The sequence below is a fragment of the Bradyrhizobium sp. UFLA05-153 genome, assembly GCF_054185185.1.
This window is the reverse complement of sequence record NZ_JBBIAM010000051.1, coordinates 43,027-61,921: the sequence shown is the minus strand read 5'-3', so window position 1 is coordinate 61,921 and position 18,895 is coordinate 43,027. Positions and strand designations below refer to the sequence as shown.

Annotated in this window: 15 protein-coding genes, 1 tRNA gene and 2 pseudogenes; 7 read left to right on the top strand and 11 right to left on the bottom strand. The window is 62.7% G+C overall.

The genetic code is table 11. The annotated features are described in order from the left end of the window. On the top strand, nt 1-1,135 hold a 1,135-nt coding region (locus Q2941_RS27330; RefSeq protein ID WP_458194272.1), incomplete at its 5' end, for a hypothetical protein. A 197-nt stretch (nt 1,136-1,332) separates the two neighbouring features. On the opposite strand, the gene Q2941_RS27325 is transcribed toward Q2941_RS27330, so the two are convergent. The 9 genes and pseudogenes from Q2941_RS27325 to Q2941_RS27285 form a co-directional block, all read right to left on the bottom strand. Beyond that, a complete protein-coding gene (locus Q2941_RS27325; RefSeq protein WP_458194271.1) occupies nt 1,333-2,052 on the bottom strand; it encodes a hypothetical protein in 720 nt (239 codons plus the stop codon). A 656-nt stretch (nt 2,053-2,708) separates the two neighbouring features. After that, nucleotides 2,709-2,927, bottom strand: a pseudogene (locus Q2941_RS27320) (YmdB family metallophosphoesterase); the annotation flags it as partial. 82 nt (nt 2,928-3,009) lie between these two features. After that, a pseudogene (locus Q2941_RS27315) lies at nt 3,010-3,478 on the bottom strand (ATP-binding protein); the annotation flags it as partial. 110 nt (nt 3,479-3,588) lie between these two features. After that, nucleotides 3,589-5,388 (bottom strand): DUF3363 domain-containing protein, encoded by a 1,800-nt coding sequence (locus Q2941_RS27310; RefSeq protein ID WP_458194270.1) that lies wholly within the window; start codon nt 5,386-5,388, stop codon nt 3,589-3,591. A gap of 837 nt (nt 5,389-6,225) precedes the next feature. Continuing rightward, the gene (locus Q2941_RS27305) at nt 6,226-7,623 is read right to left on the bottom strand and encodes an AAA family ATPase (RefSeq protein WP_458194269.1); all 1,398 of its coding nucleotides are present in this window, start codon (nt 7,621-7,623) and stop codon (nt 6,226-6,228) included. A 55-nt stretch (nt 7,624-7,678) separates the two neighbouring features. Beyond that, a complete protein-coding gene (locus Q2941_RS27300; RefSeq protein WP_458194268.1) occupies nt 7,679-7,969 on the bottom strand; it encodes a helix-turn-helix domain-containing protein in 291 nt (96 codons plus the stop codon). A gap of 146 nt (nt 7,970-8,115) precedes the next feature. Continuing rightward, a complete protein-coding gene (locus Q2941_RS27295) occupies nt 8,116-9,375 on the bottom strand; it encodes a tyrosine-type recombinase/integrase (protein ID WP_458194267.1) in 1,260 nt (419 codons plus the stop codon). 128 nt (nt 9,376-9,503) lie between these two features. Continuing rightward, nucleotides 9,504-9,593 (bottom strand) — tRNA-Ser (locus Q2941_RS27290). 602 nt (nt 9,594-10,195) lie between these two features. Continuing rightward, nucleotides 10,196-11,347: an ROK family protein gene (locus Q2941_RS27285; RefSeq protein WP_254109465.1), complete on the bottom strand. Its 1,152-nt coding sequence runs from the start codon at nt 11,345-11,347 to the stop codon at nt 10,196-10,198. Nucleotides 11,348-11,685: 338 nt separating this feature from the next. On the opposite strand from Q2941_RS27285, the gene rplU reads away from it, so the two are divergent. The 3 genes from rplU to Q2941_RS27270 all read left to right on the top strand — a co-directional run bounded on the left by rplU (nt 11,686) and on the right by Q2941_RS27270 (nt 13,166). Next, nucleotides 11,686-12,060, top strand: a complete 375-nt coding sequence (gene rplU, locus Q2941_RS27280) for a 50S ribosomal protein L21 (protein ID WP_027523580.1) — start codon at nt 11,686-11,688, stop codon at nt 12,058-12,060. A gap of 103 nt (nt 12,061-12,163) precedes the next feature. Further along, nucleotides 12,164-12,433 carry a 50S ribosomal protein L27 gene (rpmA, locus tag Q2941_RS27275; protein WP_458194266.1) on the top strand — a complete coding sequence of 90 codons (270 nt, stop codon included), beginning with the start codon at nt 12,164-12,166 and terminating at the stop codon, nt 12,431-12,433. Between the two features lie 139 nt (nt 12,434-12,572). Next, the gene (locus Q2941_RS27270) at nt 12,573-13,166 is read left to right on the top strand and encodes a GNAT family N-acetyltransferase (RefSeq protein WP_027523578.1); all 594 of its coding nucleotides are present in this window, start codon (nt 12,573-12,575) and stop codon (nt 13,164-13,166) included. Nucleotides 13,167-13,238: 72 nt separating this feature from the next. On the opposite strand, the gene Q2941_RS27265 is transcribed toward Q2941_RS27270, so the two are convergent. Next, nucleotides 13,239-14,153: a DMT family transporter gene (locus Q2941_RS27265; RefSeq protein WP_027523577.1), complete on the bottom strand. Its 915-nt coding sequence runs from the start codon at nt 14,151-14,153 to the stop codon at nt 13,239-13,241. Nucleotides 14,154-14,408: 255 nt separating this feature from the next. On the opposite strand from Q2941_RS27265, the gene Q2941_RS27260 reads away from it, so the two are divergent. The 3 genes from Q2941_RS27260 (at nt 14,409) to Q2941_RS27250 (ending at nt 17,743) form a co-directional block, all read left to right on the top strand. After that, nucleotides 14,409-14,888, top strand: a complete 480-nt coding sequence (locus Q2941_RS27260; RefSeq protein ID WP_254109467.1) for a MaoC family dehydratase — start codon at nt 14,409-14,411, stop codon at nt 14,886-14,888. 100 nt (nt 14,889-14,988) lie between these two features. Then, nucleotides 14,989-16,041: a GTPase ObgE gene (gene obgE, locus Q2941_RS27255; RefSeq protein WP_458194265.1), complete on the top strand. Its 1,053-nt coding sequence runs from the start codon at nt 14,989-14,991 to the stop codon at nt 16,039-16,041. Between the two features lie 70 nt (nt 16,042-16,111). After that, nucleotides 16,112-17,743, top strand: coding sequence for an alkaline phosphatase family protein (locus Q2941_RS27250; protein ID WP_458194264.1), 1,632 nt, complete (start codon nt 16,112-16,114; stop codon nt 17,741-17,743). A 51-nt stretch (nt 17,744-17,794) separates the two neighbouring features. Here Q2941_RS27250 and Q2941_RS27245 read toward each other — a convergent pair whose 3' ends face one another. Continuing rightward, a complete protein-coding gene (locus tag Q2941_RS27245) occupies nt 17,795-18,760 on the bottom strand; it encodes a Bug family tripartite tricarboxylate transporter substrate binding protein (protein WP_027523574.1) in 966 nt (321 codons plus the stop codon). Nucleotides 18,761-18,895: the final 135 nt, after the last annotated feature.

Genomic DNA, 18,895 nt, shown 5'->3' with positions numbered 1-18,895 from the left:
CTCCGGTATCCTCAAAGCTTGCGAGGGCGATCCGTTCATGATCGTCGGCTCGCTGCTCGAAACCGCCCATGCCATGCCGGTCGAAGCCCGCTGCGCGCTGGCCGGTACTCTGGCGCTCGCCGACCAGCCCGCAGCGCGCGGCGCCGCGGTTCTGTTCCTGCTCGATCCGGCCTCGGCTGTGCGCCGCGTCGTTGCGGCAGCGCTTGCACAGGTCGCGGCCTCTCTGGCGCCGACTGATGTTCGGCGGCTCATCGCGGTGCGTAATTGGCGGCCCGAGAACGAGCGAGCTGAAATCGATGCCATCATCCGCAAAGCACGTGCGGCTGGGATCGAATGCGTGCAATGGGAGGTAGGCAGCATCGAGGCGATTGCCGCCACGGCCGTCGACGGTGCGGCAACACAAGGTTTCCTGTTGGTGTCGCCTGCAGGAAGAAAAAAGCGGATCTCGTCGATCCTGACCAAGGGCGCGATTGCAGATGCCTGGAGCAGCGAGCCGGAGTCACGTCGCCAGATCGAGGCAAGCCTGGCCAGTGCCGGGATGGCCGCTCCCACGCTTGCTGTATCTAGGTCATACCTCGATCGTATCGTAGCACATCACTTGGCAATCGGCGCAGAGAAGGGAGAGGCGCCACCGCTCGGACTTCTCGAGGTTGCCGAGACGATCGGCGGTGTCGACTGGCAACCATCGCGTATGACCTTCAGTGAAACGCTAGCCGGCCTGGTCTCCGAGGTCCCGAAGACTATGTTGGAGCCCGCGACGCTTACATCGGTGCTGCGGAAGAGCGCTGAATTGGCCGACATCGAGGTCATCGCACAATCCTGGTTTGAGGACGACCCGGAGGTTGCACGAGCGGTGGGTCGCGCAGGCCGCGGTAATCGCGCGAAGCTTGCAAACTATCTTCTGCAGAGCATCTTTGCGCGCCGCCGTGACAGATGGGCCGACCTCATTCTGAGCACCGCCTTGTGGATGCGCGAGGCGCCCGCGGAGGCCGATCTATGCTGGCGAGAGCTCGCGATCGTTGCAAAGGCGCTCGCCGACGGGAGGGACATGACCGAGATCGGTTTGATGCGCGATATCGCCTTGCGCACGATCGCGGTGCTCACGGAGCCGGCGTCGAAACTAAATTTTGGCTGATGTACGTGAGCTGCAACTCCCTCCGACTTCGGGGCAGCGCGTGTCGCAGGCCATCGCAGAATTAGCGATTGGAGCGGAACCTCAGGCTCCGCCATCATAGTGCACGGTGAAGCAACAGCGCCCACCTTCATCGGCTGCGCGTCACTTCGCCAGAGCACGATTCCGCCGCCTGCGACCGCTGTTCCGGCGCGGATGAGTTAACCGCGGTTCTGTCGGTCGAGTTCGCGTTGCGCTTCCGTTAAGGCGCGCGGCTCGACCAGCAGACCTTGTCGTTCATAGCGGCGCCGGCTCTTGCTGAAGCGTACCACCACAGCGTGCCTTGCGCTTTTCGCCTTGGCTCGGCGCGTGAGCAGCGCATCCCCGGCAGACAAAAATTCAAGATCGTCGAGACCTGTGCAGCGCAGGCACACCGGACCGGGGCTTTCCATGATGAGAAAATCTCCCGTTCCGCCGCATCGGTGGCATTTCCAGGTTTCGTTCAGCGGCTGGATCACCAGAAGCTCGGGAGCACGGCTCGCTCTCTCCGCCAAAAGCTCCCGCTTCCTCTCGGAAAGCTCACCCGAAATCCAATGGGTACGGTACAGCTTTTCGATCGTCGGATTCCCGCTCTTGCTGAAGCGCAGCGTCCGCCGCGATGGAGCCCGCGCGATATAATGCGTCTCGCTTGCGGTTAGCCCCTCCGCGGCCGCCCACGACCGAAACAGCTTCATGGCCTCGGAAATGCGCGGCAGATTAGTCTGCACCACCCTCTCGAGATAATCGACCTCTCCCCGTTGCCAGCGCTTGAGTGCACCGGGATCGAGCCATCCGATCCCCACCAGCACGTCAACGGGGCGCACATACTTCTGGGCTGCGAGCGCCGCCTCTGCCGCTCTGATCACGCGTTCGTCGAGTTTCTTACGATTGTGCGGATGCATGTGCGTCCCCTTCGCGCGCCTGCAGGTATTTCGAGCGACAGGGATCCGGAATAGCCGGAAACAGTCATGACTACCACAAGAGCACGCGACAATGGCCAACAAGCTCAAGCCCCGCGCAAAATGCGACGCCTGCCGGCGGCGGCTGCTACGTCTGGATCGACACGAAGACGGGGCAGGCCGTTCCCACGATCCCACTTAGTGCAGTGTACTCGGGCTCCTCTCGTGGAGGTGATGCCCTCAGAACCATAGAGATTCATGTCGCCGTAGACACTGATGGCGTTCACGCACACAATCCAAACACCGGCCAGAACTTCGTTCATGACCCGAACGGGCGGCGGCCGCTCGGCGTCGGCGGCGCCTGGCACAGCCGAGCTTCCTGCAGGGCTTCGGCCATCCGGTGTCGCTATTCGCCGAGTACCAGCACCCCTGGTGGCAGGATGTGAACTTCAACACGCCAGCCGCGTCGCCCTTTTCAACTATACCTTTACCCGGCAGGACGACGTCGTGAAGTTCGGCTTCACGGGTTGATTTGAGCCCGGCTTCAGCACCCGTCACGACCGGACCTCGCTACGTGAAGGCGCTGCCTCCGAAGGAGCTGGGACAGCTGGCCAGCTTGAACTGTCTGCCCGCAGCACAAGATCGGGCGCCATCGCAGAACGATTCCAGGAATGGTTGCCCAAGGTTACAGCATCCGCGCCGGACGCCAGCAGTTCCTCGTAGATGGCGGCGGTGATGCCGAAGCCCTGGTCCGCGCCATTTTCGCCGTTGACCACGCACAGACCCACCTTCAGCTTAGCAATGCATTCCGGAAGATGGGTTCGAACGGCTTGGCGGCCGGACTTTCCAACGACATCGCCGATGAAGAGAATGCGCAAACTCAGTCTCTCAGATGTAGGCAATCGAGAATGCCGATCTGAATAGCGCTGGGTCGATCATCCCTCAGCCCGCCTTCTGCTGTCAACGAGCGCGGGTTGCATGATCGTCGTCGCGGCTTTTGAATCGCCAGCTGTCGTTGCCGGTCTCGACGATGTCGCAGTGATGGGTCAAGCGGTCGAGCAGCGCGGTGTTCATCGCTGGGCCATTCACCGAGGGCGAGATTGGTGGTGACGATCACGGAGGCGCGCTCGTAGAGCCGGCTGACGAGTGGAAGAGAAGCTGACCGTCGGACTGGGCAAAGGGCAAATATCCGAGTTCGTCCGGGACGATGAAGTCCATTCGGGCTAGATGTTCGGCAAGACGGCGCTAACGTCCGCTGTGGATCTCGATCTCGAGGCGGTTGACAAGGTCGACCACATTGCAGAAGCGACCCACGGGCACCGGATCGGATGCAGGTTCTGGCGATTGCGATGGCCAAATGGGTCTTGCCAGTGCCAGTGCCGCCGACCAGCACTACGTTGCGTTCCTGGACGATGAAGCCGCCGCCGGCCTGACAAGGCCGCCAACCGCGAAGCGGGGGCGCGGCACGCGCCCGCCTTGATAGGGCGGCGGCGGTCCGTCCCAATTGATGGTAGCAGGCGCGCCTTTGCCGTGACTGTGCTACCGGCCGAGCCCTCGGTTTCTTCCGAAAGTCCACTCGATGCCACGGTCGTCGCGCTGCAGACCGCTGATGTGCTGGCCGATGCGCTTCTCGAGGAGTGGTTGCCAGGGCACGAGCTGAAAGCCGAGCCCGTTGTCGATCATCGCGAAGCGCCCGCTGACGAGGCTGGCGACGCCGGCGAGGCGGCCACTGACGTACTCGCCGGCGTTTGCTGGCGTGTAGGTTAGCCCGCGCTCTCTCGCCATCTGGTGGCCGACACGCTCAACCTCCCGTCGCTCAAGAGTCGCCACCGTGTCCACGGGGACACGAACGTTGCCATCCTTAGCGGTCGCAAGGCCCATCTCGACAAGTCGCCGAGCCCGACGGCTGATAGCTTTGTTGACCTCTCTGCCAAAACCGCCGTCCCTGATTTCCGAGCGGTCCTCGGCAATAATCTGTCGGTCGAGCCAAGTCGCACCCTCGCTGGCAATCTGCCGGTCGAGGCCGATGGCCGAGAGCGTCCGTATTCTCAGCCCGTCGCCGCCCTGGCTGAGGTCGTAGGCCTGCCCCCGCTCGACGATGTCCTTCGGGACCTTCCAATTATCGGCATCGATCCGCTCGACTTGGCCGGCCCGGCGCAATGCCTCCAAGCGTCGGACATGGGAACGCACGAAAGCTTCGGGGTCCTTGCCCTGCCGCTCAAAGCTATCGCGGATACGCTCCAGGTGCCGGCACGGCCGGTAGATGTCGTTGCGCTCCTCGACATTGCTGGCAATGTTGCGGTCGGCAGGTCTTGGACCGGACACGACTGGGGCCGCGTCGACAATCATGTCCCGCCCGACCTCCTCGATCCGGCTCGCGTCCTTGAACTCCATGTGATGGACGCGGCCATCGATGCCGTCGACGACCAGGTAAACCCGCTCGCCCATCTCGTCTCCGGCCAGGCCCTTGGCCAGGACTCGGCCGACGATCTTCTCGCCTGATCCTTCTCCGTGAAGGGCGAATTGGTCAACGCCGCGCTCCTCGGCGAGGCCGTTCTTCGTGAGGGCCCGGTGGACGGTGTTGATGACTTCAGTGCGGTGGTCCAGATCTTTCAGGACTTGTTCCGCGCGGTCGGAAAGGGCCCATCGTCCCGGCTCAAGCTCGGTGGCCACTCCGTAGCGCTCCAGGTGCCTTACCCGGCCGATCATGAGGTTACGGTTCTCTCGTATGAGGAAGGTCGCACCTTCCCCTGGTCGCAGATCGATCACGCCCTGCTCCTGCTGCTCGGTCAAGAGTAGTTTGTCGAGCCGCGTCACGCGCTCGGCTTCGACCTCGTTTTGCAGCCTTGTCTGAAGCTCGATCTCGCTCTGGTGACCCAGTTCCCGGGTGACCAGTTCGCTTGCCCGGTGGCGGACGCCACGGCTGATATAGTCGCCAGCAATATTGAGGATGCGGCCATCATCGAGCACGCCGCGGACGATGATGTGGGTGTGGGGATGGCCGGTGTTGTGGTGGTCCACCGCGATCCAGTCGAGGTGGGTGGCGAGATCCAATTCCATCTGGCGCATGAGGTCACGGGTGAAGCCGCGAAGGTCAGCCATTTCGGTTGCATCCTCCGGGGCGACGATGAACCGAAACTGATGACGATCCTCCCGGCCACGCTCCACAAAGGCCTTGCCGTCCGCCTCGTTCTCGAAAGCGGAATAGGCCTTGCCCCGCTCGCCGTCACGCGTGACCCCATCCCGCTCGAGGTAGCGCAGATGGGCATCGACGGCCCTGCTCATCGTGGCGCGGATCTTCGGACCCCGCGCGCCACGCCGCTGCGGATTGAGCCGCACGACCCTCGCCTTGACCACCACCCGCCGGGCCCGGAAGCGGCCTGCGGAATCTCTCTGCCACCCAGCGTCCCTGCCCTGCCGAGCAAACGACGCAACGACCTTCGCGCCCCGGCCGCGCGCGCTGAACCGGCCCGACCTTCCTCCTTCCCGGCCGCCGCCCGATCGCGCTCTCGAGCCTATCCGCCGAGGATCACCACCCGCTTTGCGGACTGCGACCTGGACCTGCTTGAGAAACGGTTGCGTCCGCGGATTGATGCGCGCTCCTCCGTTGCGGGACCGGCCAGGTCTGATCCGGAAATTCTCACTGTCATCGCGTGCCATGGCGCGACGATTGACATCGGAAAGGGCCGACACAAGAGCTGCCGAACACTGATCGCATCAAATCGCATCATCACGCACGATAGCGAACAAACAGCGTGGCTCCTCTTCGGAGCACATTGCGAGCGCCATCGCTCGAAAGATTGAAATTCATCGGGAAAGTTCGAAGGGCGGCGCCTGCACACGTTGCTACGTGCCGTTTTGACGTCGCCAAAACTTGCAAGATCCAATGTGCAGACAACCCTTTGCGACCGGAGGGAGCCAGCGAACGCCAGTTCGCTTTATCTCGCCCTCCACGGTTGGCTATCCCGTGCTCACTTCCTGCCCGACCCAATTGTACGGAAACCCTGAACGCCAGCGCAGCACCAGCGGAGCAGCGCGTTCCATCGCTGCAGGGGTGTGGGGGGATGGAGCACCGCCGATGGAAGGGGCGATGGCAGGCGATGGAAGGGCCGTTAGCAGAGGCGTTCGAATGGGCGTTGGAAGCGATGGAAGACCGATCGAACGGGCGATGGAAACTTATCGGGGCGCTCTCTCGATGTGCTTCCGGCGCTTCGAAGCGGGTCCCGTTTCCACACTCACGATTTTTCCGGCTGTGAACAAGCGCTCCATGGCAGCGCGAAAAGCGTCTGACGATACCCCGTTTGCCTCGGGGTCGCCGGCTAACTCAAATGGCGCACTTCCGCGACCAGTGCTCGGGCGGACGGGCCGGCCCTGGGCAATGCGCTTGTCGAGCAGTTTGAGGAAAAGCTCGTCGACGTCGCGCTCGGCTGCCGCCCGGTAGGGAGAGCTGTCGGCTGATGTTTTCGTAACGAACGTTAGGCCGTTCCAGCGCAGCTTGATCTTCTCGCCGGAGCGCCCGTAGTTCGACTTCTTGACCTCGAGTTCTCGGATATCCGGATCGTTCTTGTCTGCATCTGAAAGATGGAGCATCGCGCGGACAGAGTTACGCCAATCGACAGAATTGGCGGTTCCGGAACCGTCGGCCATGCCACGCACCGACGGGTGGTCGAGCAGCACGATCGCTGCCTCATTATCGCGCGCGACCTTCCGCAACATCGCAAGAAAGCTGCGGACCTGCCGCCGAGCGATCGCCTCACCATCGAACACCGCGGCGATCGAATCGATGACGATCAGGATCGGCCGGCGTACGCTAATCCAGAGTTCGATCTGCTGTAGAAGCGCGGTCTTCATGACTTTGCCGAACCGGTCCGCCGTCACGAGCCAGGTCGCCTCAAGGTCAGGAAAATGCAGATGCAGATCCCCGATCGCATGCGGATCGATGCACCGATGCTTGCAGATACGTTCGATCCGATCACGAATATTCGCCTCAGGTTCTTCGCAGCTGAGGAACAGGGCCGGGCCCGTCTCGACAACGCAACCCAGCCAGTCGCCGAGCCCTGCGGTCACCGAGACCAGCAGCTGCACCGCTGTTTCGGTCTTGCCTGCACCACCATTGCCTGAATAGAGCGTGAGATCGCCGCATGGAATACGCGCGGCCGCCAGCCAGCGCTGCTTGAGCGGCTCAGTCCCCTTCCAGACTGCTGGCGTCTTGGTTTCCAGCGACGGCGTAGTCGGCATGCCGGCATCGTCGGACTTGCCGTCGTGGCGCCCGGTCGAACGCAGCTCAACCGGCAGATTTGCCGACATCGCGATTTGCATAATGGCTGCTTCTTGGTCGCTGCCGGGTTCGCCGACCAGCCCATGTAGCGCAGCGACTTCGAAAATCTTGTCCGAAACGGTCGCCGGATTGAGCCAGCCGCTCCGCACATACTCGCGCAGGTGATCGGCCATTTTTTGCAGAGCATGGAGTCGCGCAGACGGTGTATTTGGTGCTGTCGCCACGATGCGAGCGGCGAGCGAGAGCGCTTTTTGCGCATCCCTTATCGGCGTTGAGATGCCTGCATCAAAGTTCATCCGATCAAGTCCAGAGCATGGCCGACCGGCTTGGAGCAGCCAGGTGGCGGCGCGCTTAGGGACGTGATTGATGGTTTCTAGCGGAAGCAGTTCGGCCGCGGCGAATCGCTTCCGTTGCTAGTCGGCGCTCGATGTATCCGTTGATCGATTTGATCGTGATCCGGCGTGACTTGCCTTCCGTGTAACTTTCCAGTTCGCCGTTGTTGATGAGCTCGTAGAGCTTTTTGCGGGAGACCTGGATCGCCCTCATCGTCTGGTTCGGCGATGCTACGAGCGGCGCTTCCAGCGCGATGGAATTAGGGGACATGTGCGAAACATCCTGCTGTTTCCAGAGATTCTTGAGCATGCCGGAGAACGATTTCTCCGCAAAGCGTTCGTTCTACCGTGCGCATTATCGGCGGCTCCATCGTAAAATTCGACGCTCGGGCGCACATTGGCAGCTTAAGCCCGCAGTCTAATGAGCTCGCAGCCTCCCGATGCGATGCGAATAGGTCAACCAACTTCGCGAAAGCCAATCACGTTTGATCCTGCCAAGAATTGCGCCCAATCCTTCATAAGGGCGCGTCGCTTCTCGAGCTTTTGTCCACGCTGGTAGGCTGCCGTGGTCTCCGACTTGTACTTGTGCGCCAGTGCTGCCTCGCGCACCCCGTCCGGGTAGTCCGTGCACTCCTCGGCCCAGGTCGCGAACGTCGATCTGAAACCGTGCACTGTGACGTGGCCGTAGCCCAATCGGTCGAGCACAGCGAGCATTGCGTTTTCAGAAAACGATCCGCCGTCGGGATTTGGAAAGATCAACCCGCCTTGAGCGCCGTCGCGCATTTTCTCCAAAATGACCATGGCAGGATCCGGCAGTGGCACGACGTGGTCTTGTTTCATCTTCATGCGCTCGCCGGGAATTCGCCAAGCCGACAATGGCCGATCGATCTCAGTCCAGCGGGCGTCCACCACTTCGTTCGTGCGGCACGCCGTGAAGATCAGAAAGCGCAGCATCGCTGCGGCAGTGCCGGCAGCCGTCGATAGGTCCGCCATGAACTGCAGTGCTTCGGCATAGGGCAGCGCTGGATGATGCCGGACGACACGTTTGGGCCGCTTTGGAAGTTTCTCGCGCAGTTGCTTAGTGAGCTCGGCGGGGTTTCGAAAATCCTTGTCGTCGACGTCGACGTTCTTCGCGATGATTGTCTCAATCCGCCCGCGGACGCGGTTCGCCGTCTCGCGTTTTTCGACCCAGATCGGCCTCAGCAATTCATACAAGTGGCTGGGCTTGATTTCTGGGATCGTCAGTTTCCCGATTGTCGGATAAGCATATCGTTTCAGCGACGATGGCCATTGATTGCGGTGCTTCTTGCTCCAGATGGCCCAGTGTTCGCGGATATAGTTTTCGGCACATTCCTCGAAGATCGGAAGAGAGGTCTTGATCTCTACGGTTTTTGCTTCCTCGCGCGCCGCGCGCTTCTCCTGCACGATGTCGACGCCGGGTGTGCTGCGATCGCCTTTGACGCGAAGACGCGCTGCGTCGCGAGCTAACCGCGCATCCTTTAGCGACACATCCTTCAGCGAGCCCAGGCCGAGCCATCGCTCCTTGCCGCCTTTACAGTATCGATAGATCCAGTTCTTCGACGTCGCACCCTTCACGATGAGATAGAGACCGTCCCCGTCAGGGTATTTGCCGGGTCGAGTTTCGCGTTCAACGTCGAGCGGCTTGAGCTTGCCAGCCATGTGGTCCCCCTCGCGAAATCCGTCCTCCGAACCCACGATCAAAAACTACGACTTGCGCGGTGACTACGGGTACCATCGCGGAACTGGCCGCAACAGCGTTCGTCACGCTAGTCGTTGTTTTTGCTGTCGTTTCGAACAATCGGATACTGAGGAGAACAGTGTAGTGGCGGAGAGGGAGGGATTCGAACCCCCGATAGGCTTGCACCTATGCCGCATTTCGAGTGCGGTGCATTCAACCACTCTGCCACCTCTCCTGAAGGCGCCAAATCGGGGTAGCCCCGTGCGGTCGGGGCGTGTTCTAGGCGAGGATGGCGAGCCAGACAAGGCGGGCGCGACGAAAATCCAGCGCTTCGTGGAAGGTGCGCGCAGGCTAACACCGGCTGAAACCGGCCCGAGAGCCTGTTTCGCGCCGATTTGCACGGTCCTGCACCGGCGCCGGGTTCGGGCGCTCAGTCTGCGAACGGAGCGCCGAGCAGCGCGAAAGCCGTCAGCACGACAGGCAGCGTTCCCAGGACAATAACCGTGATTCGAAACACCAGATCGTTCCCCATACGGTAATATTAGACCGGACAGAACGGGTGCAAAGTGCAGATTGTGCCAAAAATTCCCGAACCGGCAGAGCGCGCAGTCGAGCCCTCGCGGACGCGAATCACATGAGCTGAGAAGAAACGGGCAGGCGCCGCAGAGCCCCACGGGTGGGACCGCCAGACGCGGTAAACACTGGCGGTCCCTTGCCGCTCATTGCAATGCAGGCCGAGAAGGGCGGCTTCGCCGGCCGGCGTGAGGCGACGGACGGACCGTAACGACCGCGCAGCGTGCTGCAACGCAATCCGCGCCTTAACCTAACCAGTCAAGGTTACTCCTTGTCGTTCTGCCTGCTTTCCCTGTTGTTTTCCTTGGTCTTCTTCTTCCCGTTATCCGCAGAGTCACGGTCCTTGCCGTTACCAGCCTCCTTGCGCCGGTTGGTGAAGCGCGCATTGCCGAGCCCGGTGCCGATGGTGAGCACGCCCCAGCGCTCGACGTCCTGCATGAACGGCACCTCGGAAAGCCCCTGCACCACACCGTCGTTGTGCATCAGGATCGCGGTGTCGTGCTCGCCGATCGCCGGAATGCCCTCGACCAGGCTCGCCGGCAGGTTGAACTTGCTGCTCTCCCAATTGCCGGGGAGATTTTGCGCGCCTTTCTCGATGGAGCCGTCCTCCTTGATCACGCCGGGACAGGCGATGCCGATGAAGGGCGCGAGCCTCAACCCCTCGGTGTCGGCCTCCGCGATGAGCTCCTTCAGCATCTTGGTGAGCCGCTTCACCGCGCCTTCACGCGTCGGCTCATCGTCGGCGTGGCGCCACAGGTCGGACTTCCAGACGCAGGCCTTGGAGAGATCCTTCGCCTTCTTCCAGCGCGTCTCGACCACGCCGCAGCGGATATTGGTGCCGCCGATATCGACCGCGAGGATGCTGTCATGGGCCTCGAAAATCCAGGACGGCGCCAGATGCAGCGCGCCGATCAGGGCCGCCTCGTCCGGGTGGAAGCGGATCGGCAGCATGTCGCCCTTAAAACCCTCGGCCTTCAGGATGATGTCGGCGCGGGCGATCGCGAGCTCACCAAGGCGGCTGTCGCGGAAACCGCCGCCGACCACGATGCGCTCGGTCTTCGCCCACGCTTTGGTCTTGAGGAAGCGGCGGGTGACGTAGGCGAGCTCCTGGGCAAAATCCTCGATCGCGCTGTGCACCACGGCGGAGGCCTCGGTGTCGTCGCCAACCAGCATCTCGTCCAGCGTCTTTTTGCTGATCCGGTCCGACGGCTCGTCGCCGAACGGGTCCTCGCCGGTCTTGCGCAGCGGCTTGCGCCAATGATCCAGGATGGCCCGGAATGCGCTTTTGCTGGCGCGGTCGCCGAGAAAGCCGTCCTCGTCCTTCAGCTCGGCGTTGAAGCTGTCGACGTCCACCGACGGCAGGCGGGCAGCGCCGTGCTGCGCGATTCCCGTCGTCAAAACCAGCTCGTCTGCCATGGAGCCCTTGCCCGCTTTGAAATTCGGGATGACAACTGCGGCGGAACTCAATGGTTGCAGGTGCGGCCAACTATCCGAAGGTACCCCGGCCCGGCGGCAAGAACCGGCCAAATCCTTCAAATTTGGGGCTTTTTGAGCCCGGTTTTCCTTGACTCAAGCGCTTCGGCCGCTATAAGTCCCCCAGCCGGCGCGGGGCGTTTCTCGCGCCGCTTGTTTTTGCGTGGATTTTGAGGGGCATACCCCACCCGCGCAGAGTGCTGAAAACCCATAGCGACTGACAAAAAGCCGGCCCGGACGAAAGTCCGAAAGGCCGGGATTGAACACGAAGGAAGAGAACGATGTTCGCAGTCATCAAAACCGGCGGCCGGCAGTACCGCGTCGTACCGGATGATGTCCTGGAAATTGGCAAGATCGCCGGCGAAGTCGGCACGATCGTGCAGCTGAGTGAAGTTTTGCTGGTCGGCGGTGACGCGCCGGTCCTGGGTGCCCCGACGGTTGCGGGCGCGTCCGTGGCGGCCGAGGTGCTCCAGCACAAGCGCGGGCCGAAGGTCATCGCGTTCAAGAAGCGCCGCCGCAAGAATTCGCGTCGCAAGCGTGGCTATCGCGACGAGATCACCGTGCTCCGCGTCACCGAGATCCTGACCGGCAACGCCAAGCCCACCAAGGGGCCGCGTCCGAAGAAGGAGAAGGTGGCAAAGGAGGCCGCTGAATAGCGAGACTTTGATCACGCCAATTCACGAATTGATGCGTGAGAAAATGTGAAATGATTCCGTCAAGGAATTGATCTAGAGATACGCAGGATTTCGGAGACGAGCCATGGCTCACAAAAAAGCAGGCGGTTCATCGCGCAACGGACGCGATTCGAAGGGCAAGCGCCTCGGCATCAAGGTGTTCGGCGGGGAGCATGTGATTCCCGGCAACATCATTGCGCGTCAGCGCGGCACCACGTGGCATCCCGGCGTTAATGTCGGCATGGGCACTGACCACACTTTGTTCGCCAAGGTTGAAGGCCGCGTTGCGTTCCAGGCTAAAGCCAACGGCCGCACATTCGTATCGGTGCTTCCGATCGCAGAGGCGGCTGAATAATACGGTGGATCAAATTGGAGTCCGCCGGTCCTGACCAAACCGGCGGAGTCCTCAAGATCAAAAGATCGAAGGCTCCAGGGGAGGCGGGAAACCGGCCTCCCCTTTTCGTTTTGACCTAAAGTCTTTGACGGAGCCGGACATGTTGCAGGATTTTTCGAGCACCACCTTGCGCGAGGCGAGGCCTGATGTCGTCGCCACCGAGCGGTTGACCTTGCGCAAGCCGACGCTCGCCGACGTCAAGGCGATCGCGCGCCTCGCCAACGACCGCCGCATCGCCGAGAACACACGTCGCCTGCCGCATCCCTATTCGCACGACGACGCCGTGGAATTCATCCGCGCCACCGCAGAGCTCGGCAACGAGACCGTGTTCCTGATCGAGCACGACAATGCGCCCGTCGGCATGATCGGGATCGACTGCTCGACGCCTGACAATGCCGAACTCGGCTACTGGCTCGGCGTCGAGCATTGGGGAAAAGGCTTTGCCACCGAGGCTGCGCGCGGGGCGATCGACTTCTTCTTCGAGGAGTTCGGGGAAGGCCATCTCTACGCCGGCGCGCGCGTCACCAATCCGGCCTCGCGCAACGTGCTGGAGAAGTGCGGCTTCCAGTGGAGCGGCGTCCAGCTGCACCGCTTCTACGCGCTGGGATGCTCGACGCCCGTCGACTGCTTCCGCCTGTCGCGCGGCGTGTGGTCCTCGCTGAAGAGCTGGAGCAGCGCGAGGCGGGTGAGGTAAGGCGCAGGCGCTTCCTCAATCATCAATGTCGTCCCGGCGAAGGCCGAGACGACATTTTTCTGCGTCTCTATCTCACACAGGTGGATTCACCTGCGTGTCCTGCCGCCCCAAATCCCGTTCGCGCAAGTATATGTAGAAGCCGGCGCCGATGATGATGGCGGCGCCGATGATGGTGGCGATCGAGGGGACGTCGCCGAACACGACGAAGCCGAAGATCACGGCCCAGACGATCATCGAATATTGATAGGGCACCACCACGCTCGCGGGCGCGAGTTTGAGCGAGCGGTTGACGCACAGCAGCGCGGCGACCGAGGTGCAGCCGGCGAGCACAAACAGCACGAGGCTGCCCGTGCTCGGCGGCACCCAGTGAAACACTGAAAGTGCGAGCCCGAGCAGGAACGTGCCGCCGAACTGCGAGGAGGCCATCACGATGTCGGGCGTCTCGCGCAAGGACCGCGTGACCAGCATCAGCGTCGCAAACGACAGGCTGCCGCCGAGCGCGATCAGCGCCGGCAGGCTCACCGTCTGCGCCGATGGGCGGAGCGCGATCAGGACGCCGCAGAAGCCGATCAGGATCGCGGTCCAGCGCCGCCAGCCGACCTGCTCCCCCAAGAAGATCGCCGACAGCGCGGTGACGAAGATGGGACCTGCCAGATAATAGGTGATGACGTCGGCGAGCGGCAGGTAGACCGTCGCCAGGAAGAAGGCCGCCACCTCCAGCGTCGAGAGCACCACGCGGAAGAGCTGCAGCCACGGCCGCTCCAGATGCGTGAATTCGTGACGCTGCCGCCAGATCGACGGCGCCAGCACGAGCAAGGCCGCGCAGGCGCGCAGAAACAGCAGTTGCCCCACCGAATAGGTCGCGACGATGAACTTGCCCATGGCATCGCCGAACGAGAACAGGAAGATCGACAACACCATCAGCGCGATGCCGGCCAGCCGCGCCGAGCGTTCGTCATAGGCGGAGAGTTTCTTGAAGAGAGGCATTGAAGAGTTTGCTTTTGGAACTCGTCATTGCGAGCGCAGCGAAGCAATCCAGAATCCTTCCGCGGCGACAGTCTGGATTGCTTCGCTGCGCTCGCAATGACGGGGAGAGCGCGCCAGGAGCTGGCGAACAGGTCAGTTGTGGCCGTTTTAAAGGCATGGAGAGCCCAGACAAGCCCGGTCAAGACGAATTGAACGTATTGTCGCACTCTTCGCATCGCGGTAGCGATTGATATCTCCGGCAAGAGAGCACCAGTCATGACCGCGTTCGATCCGACCCGGCACCGCATGATCCCCGCGCAACGCTGGTTTGAGGATTTCGTCCTCGGCGAACGCTTCGTGCTGCCGAGCCGCACGCAGACCTCGGCGGTGTTCGCCGCATTCCAGACCGCGAGCGGCGACACCCATCCGGTGCACTATGACGTCGAATATTGCCGCGCCCGCGGCATGCCGAACCTGCTCGCCCACGGCTTCCAGACGCTGATCCACACCGCGCCCGGCGCAGGCCTGTTTCCCTTCATGGTCGAGGAGTCCCTCGTCGGCTTCCTCGAGCAGTCGAGCCGGTTCCTCAAGCCCGTCTACGCCGACGACACCATCTATCCCGCGCTCGAGGTCACCGAGCTGGTGCCGGGACGCTCGACTGGCGTCGTGACGCTGACGAGTACCGTGTTCAACCAGCGCAAGGAGCTGGTGCTGGAGGGGACGCAGAAATTCCTGATCCGGCTGCGCCCGGCGTGACGTCAACTGGTTAAGCAAGGGTCGAAAATCGCTTAAATTTCGGCTCCTTCCCGGACAAGTTCGGGTTGCCGCGCTGGCTTCCCTGCCCTACCTATGACCCATGAAATTCCTCGACGAAGCAAAGGTCTATATCCGCTCCGGTGACGGCGGGAACGGCTGCGTGGCGTTCCGCCGCGAGAAGTTCATCGAATTCGGCGGCCCCTCCGGCGGCAATGGCGGCCGCGGCGGCAATGTCGTCATCGAGGTCGCCGACGGGCTCAACACGCTGATCGACTACCGCTATCAGCAGCACTTCAAGGCCCAGAAGGGCGAGAACGGCATGGGCTCCGACCGCCACGGCGCCAACGGCAAGGCGATCGTGCTGAAGGTCCCGGTGGGCACGCAGATCTTCGACGAGGACCGCGAGACGCTGATCCACGACTTCACAAAGGTCGGCGAAAAATTCGTGCTCGCCGAGGGCGGCAATGGCGGCTTCGGCAATGCGCATTTCAAATCGTCGACCAATCGCGCGCCGCGCAACGCCAATCCCGGCCAGCCCGGCGAGGAGCGCTGGATCTGGTTGCGGCTGAAGCTGATCGCGGATGCCGGCCTGGTCGGGCTCCCCAATGCCGGCAAGTCGACGTTTCTCTCCAAGGTCAGCGCGGCAAAGCCGAAGATCGCCGACTATCCCTTCACCACGCTGCATCCGCAGCTCGGCGTCGTGAATGCCGACGGCCGCGAGTTCGTGCTGGCGGATATTCCGGGTCTGATCGAAGGCGCGCATGAAGGCGCAGGCCTCGGCGACCGCTTCCTCGGCCATGTCGAGCGCTGCCGCGTGCTGCTGCATCTCGTCGACGCGACCTGCGAGCACGCGGGCAAGGCCTACAAGACGGTGCGCACGGAGCTTGATGCCTATGGCGGGCTGCTGACCGACAAGATCGAGATCGTCGCGCTGAACAAGATCGACGCGGTCGAGCCGGATGAACTGAAGAAGCAGAAGGATCGCCTGAAGCGCGCCGCCAAGAAGACGCCGTTGCTGCTCTCCGGCGCCACCGGCCAGGGCGTCAAGGAAGCGCTGCGCGCGCTTGCGGATGTGATCGGCGAGAGCCCGGTCTCCAGCAAGGCCAAGAGCGCGGCCGAAGCGGAGCCTTGGTCGGTCGACGTCGAGCGTTGAGTCCGGCCTGCTTGTCTTCGCCGGCGCGATAGCGCAGCATCAAGCAATCAAGAATATGCAGGGGCGAAGCATGTCGCGTGCGAAAAACGTTCTCTGGATCATGTGCGACCAGCTTCGCTATGACTATCTCGGCTGCACCGGACATCCGACGCTGAAGACGCCGAACATCGACGCCATGGCCAAGCGCGGCGTGCTGTTCTCCAAGGCCTATGTACAATCGCCGATCTGCGGTCCCTCGCGGATGTCGTTCTACACCGGGCGCTACATGCGCTCGCACGGCTCGCACTGGAACGGCTGGCCGCTGCGCGTCGGCGAGCCGACGCTCGGCGATCACCTGGGCAAGATCGGCGTGCGCAACGTGCTGGTCGGCAAGACCCATATGGCGCCCGACCTCGAAGGCATGAAGATGCTCGGCATTCCGCCGGAATCGATCATCGGCGTGCACGTCGCCGAATGCGGCTTCGAGCCCTATGAGCGCGACGACGGCTTGCATCCGACCGGCCGGCCGCGTCCGAGATACGACGAGTATCTGCGAAAGCAAGGATTTGAGGCGACCAATCCCTGGGAGCATTGGGCCAATTCCGGCGCGGCGGACGACGGGTCGTTGCAGAACGGCTGGCTGCTGGTGCATGCCGACAAGGCCGCGCGCGTGCCGGACGAGCATTCCGAGACGCCTTACATGACGCGCCGTGCGATGGACTTCATCACCGAGGCGGAGGGCGACGGACGGCCGTGGTGCCTGCATCTGTCCTACATCAAGCCGCATTGGCCCTATATCGCGCCAGAACCCTACGCCAGCATGTACAAGACCTCGGACATGCTGGCGGCGATCCGCTCCGAGCGCGAGCGGCAGAACCCGCATCCGGTGTTCGGCGCCTACATGGACATGCGCTACTCCCGCAACATGGCGCGCGACGATGCCCGCGAGAAGGTGATCCCGACCTATATGGGCCTGATCACGCAGATCGACGACCAGATGGGCGTGCTGATGAAATTCCTGGAGGCGCGCGGCCTCCTGGAAACCACCATGATCGTGTTCACGTCAGATCACGGCGATTATCTCGGCGATCACTGGATGGGCGAGAAGGACCTGTTCCACGAGCAGTCGGCGAAGATCCCGCTGATCGTGATCGATCCCTCGAAGGAAGCCGACGCCACGCGTGGCACGATATGCGATGCGCTCGTCGAGGGCATCGATCTCGCACCGACCTTCGTCGATTATTTCGGCGGCGCGGTGCCCAGCCACATCCTCGAGGGCCATTCGCTTTTGCCACTGCTGCGCGGCGAGAAGCCGCAATGGCGCAAGGTCGCGTTCTCTGAATACGACTACGCCATGCAGGACGTGCGGCTGAAGCTGAACCAGCCGATCGAGCGCTGCCGCCTGTTCATGGTGTTCGACGGCCGCTGGAAATACATCCACGCCTCCGGCTTCCGCCCGATGCTGTACGACCTCGAGACCGATCCGGACGAATTTGTCGATCGCGGCGACGATCCCGAATGTGCCGGCATCATCGCAAGGCTTCAGGCCGAGCTGTTCGACTGGGCGCTGCATCCAAGCGGTCACATCACCACGCCCCCCGAGAAGATCGCGGCCTATGCCGACAATCAGCTCCAGGTGAAGGGCGGGTTCCTGATCGGCATCTGGGACGAAGCCGAACTCACCGCGATCCGCGACGGCATCGCCCAGCGCGCGAAGCTGTGACTACTTCCCTCTCCCCGTAAGAACGGGGAGAGGGAGAAGAGGCAGCACCTCTCAATTCTCGATCTTGTATCCTGTCGCCTTCACGATCGGCTGCCAGAACGCGGTGTTGGCGGCGAGCTCCTGCGTGAGCCCCTCCGCCGTGCTGCCGACCGGAATGAGTCCGATCGCGGTGAGCTTCTCCTTCACCTCGGGTTTTGCGAGCGCTGCAACTGCGGCGGCACTGAGCTTAGCCGCAAATTCTGGCGGGCTGCCGGCGGGAAGCCACATGCCGTACCAGGCGTCCGCGACGAGATCGATGCCGCTCTCCTTCAGCGTCGGAACATCCGGCGCGAACGGCGAACGCTCTGCGCTCGAGACGGCGATGATGGTCACGCCCTTGGCACGATGCTGCGGAAGCGCGTCGGCCAGCGTCGTGATGCCGAACGGCACGTGGCCGCCGACGAGGTCGTTGAGGATCGGCGCGCTGCCGCGATAGGGCACACGGCTCAAGGGAATGCCGAGATCCTTCTCCAGCCTGGAGCCCATGAAATGCGGGATGGTGCCATTGCTGGGCACGCCGAACGTCGCCTTGTCCGGATTCGCCTTCAGCCAGGCGACGAACTCGCCGAAATTCCTGGCTGCGATCGCAGGTCCAATCACGACCGCGAACTCGAAGCGCGCCAGCAGCGACACCGGCATGAAATCCTTTGCCGCATCGAAGGTCGGCGTCGTCTCCACCATCGGCAGCAGGTACATGGTGGGCCCCGTCGTCACCAGCACCATGCTGCCGTCGGGATTGGCGCCCTTCACCGCCTTGATGCCGATCAGGCCGTCACCGCCGGTGCGGTTCTCGACGACGATGGTCTTCTGCAGCGCCGGCGCCATCTCCTGCGCGATCAGCCGACACAGCGTGTCGCCGCCGGCGCCCGCCGCGAACGGGAAGATGATCTTGGTCAGCCCGGCCTGGCCGTGCGCCCGGCCCGCCTGCGACAGCAGCGGCAGCCCGAGGCATCCGGCGATGAAGTCGCGGCGATCCATACGTGCCCTCCCTCTATTCGGCCGCATTAGACAGGTGCCGCGGCGGCAGACAAGGCCGTTAACGCTGTTTACCGGCAGCCCCGTTACCCGCAGCCCCGCCTTGCGCCGGCCATCGTCCTGCTGCAAAAGCAGGCC

Coding starts and splice junctions, on each gene's coding strand:
- Q2941_RS27325 (WP_458194271.1), bottom strand. CDS start 2,052: ATGCATCCGCACAATCGTAAGAAACTCGACGAACGCGTGATCAGAGCG.
- Q2941_RS27305 (WP_458194269.1), bottom strand. CDS start 7,623: ATGAACTTTGATGCAGGCATCTCAACGCCGATAAGGGATGCGCAAAAA.
- Q2941_RS27300 (WP_458194268.1), bottom strand. CDS start 7,969: ATGCTCAAGAATCTCTGGAAACAGCAGGATGTTTCGCACATGTCCCCT.
- Q2941_RS27285 (WP_254109465.1), bottom strand. CDS start 11,347: ATGGCAGACGAGCTGGTTTTGACGACGGGAATCGCGCAGCACGGCGCT.
- rplU (WP_027523580.1), top strand. CDS start 11,686: ATGTTCGCAGTCATCAAAACCGGCGGCCGGCAGTACCGCGTCGTACCG.
- rpmA (WP_458194266.1), top strand. CDS start 12,164: ATGGCTCACAAAAAAGCAGGCGGTTCATCGCGCAACGGACGCGATTCG.
- Q2941_RS27270 (WP_027523578.1), top strand. CDS start 12,573: ATGTTGCAGGATTTTTCGAGCACCACCTTGCGCGAGGCGAGGCCTGAT.
- Q2941_RS27265 (WP_027523577.1), bottom strand. CDS start 14,153: ATGCCTCTCTTCAAGAAACTCTCCGCCTATGACGAACGCTCGGCGCGG.
- Q2941_RS27260 (WP_254109467.1), top strand. CDS start 14,409: ATGACCGCGTTCGATCCGACCCGGCACCGCATGATCCCCGCGCAACGC.
- obgE (WP_458194265.1), top strand. CDS start 14,989: ATGAAATTCCTCGACGAAGCAAAGGTCTATATCCGCTCCGGTGACGGC.
- Q2941_RS27250 (WP_458194264.1), top strand. CDS start 16,112: ATGTCGCGTGCGAAAAACGTTCTCTGGATCATGTGCGACCAGCTTCGC.
- Q2941_RS27245 (WP_027523574.1), bottom strand. CDS start 18,760: ATGGATCGCCGCGACTTCATCGCCGGATGCCTCGGGCTGCCGCTGCTG.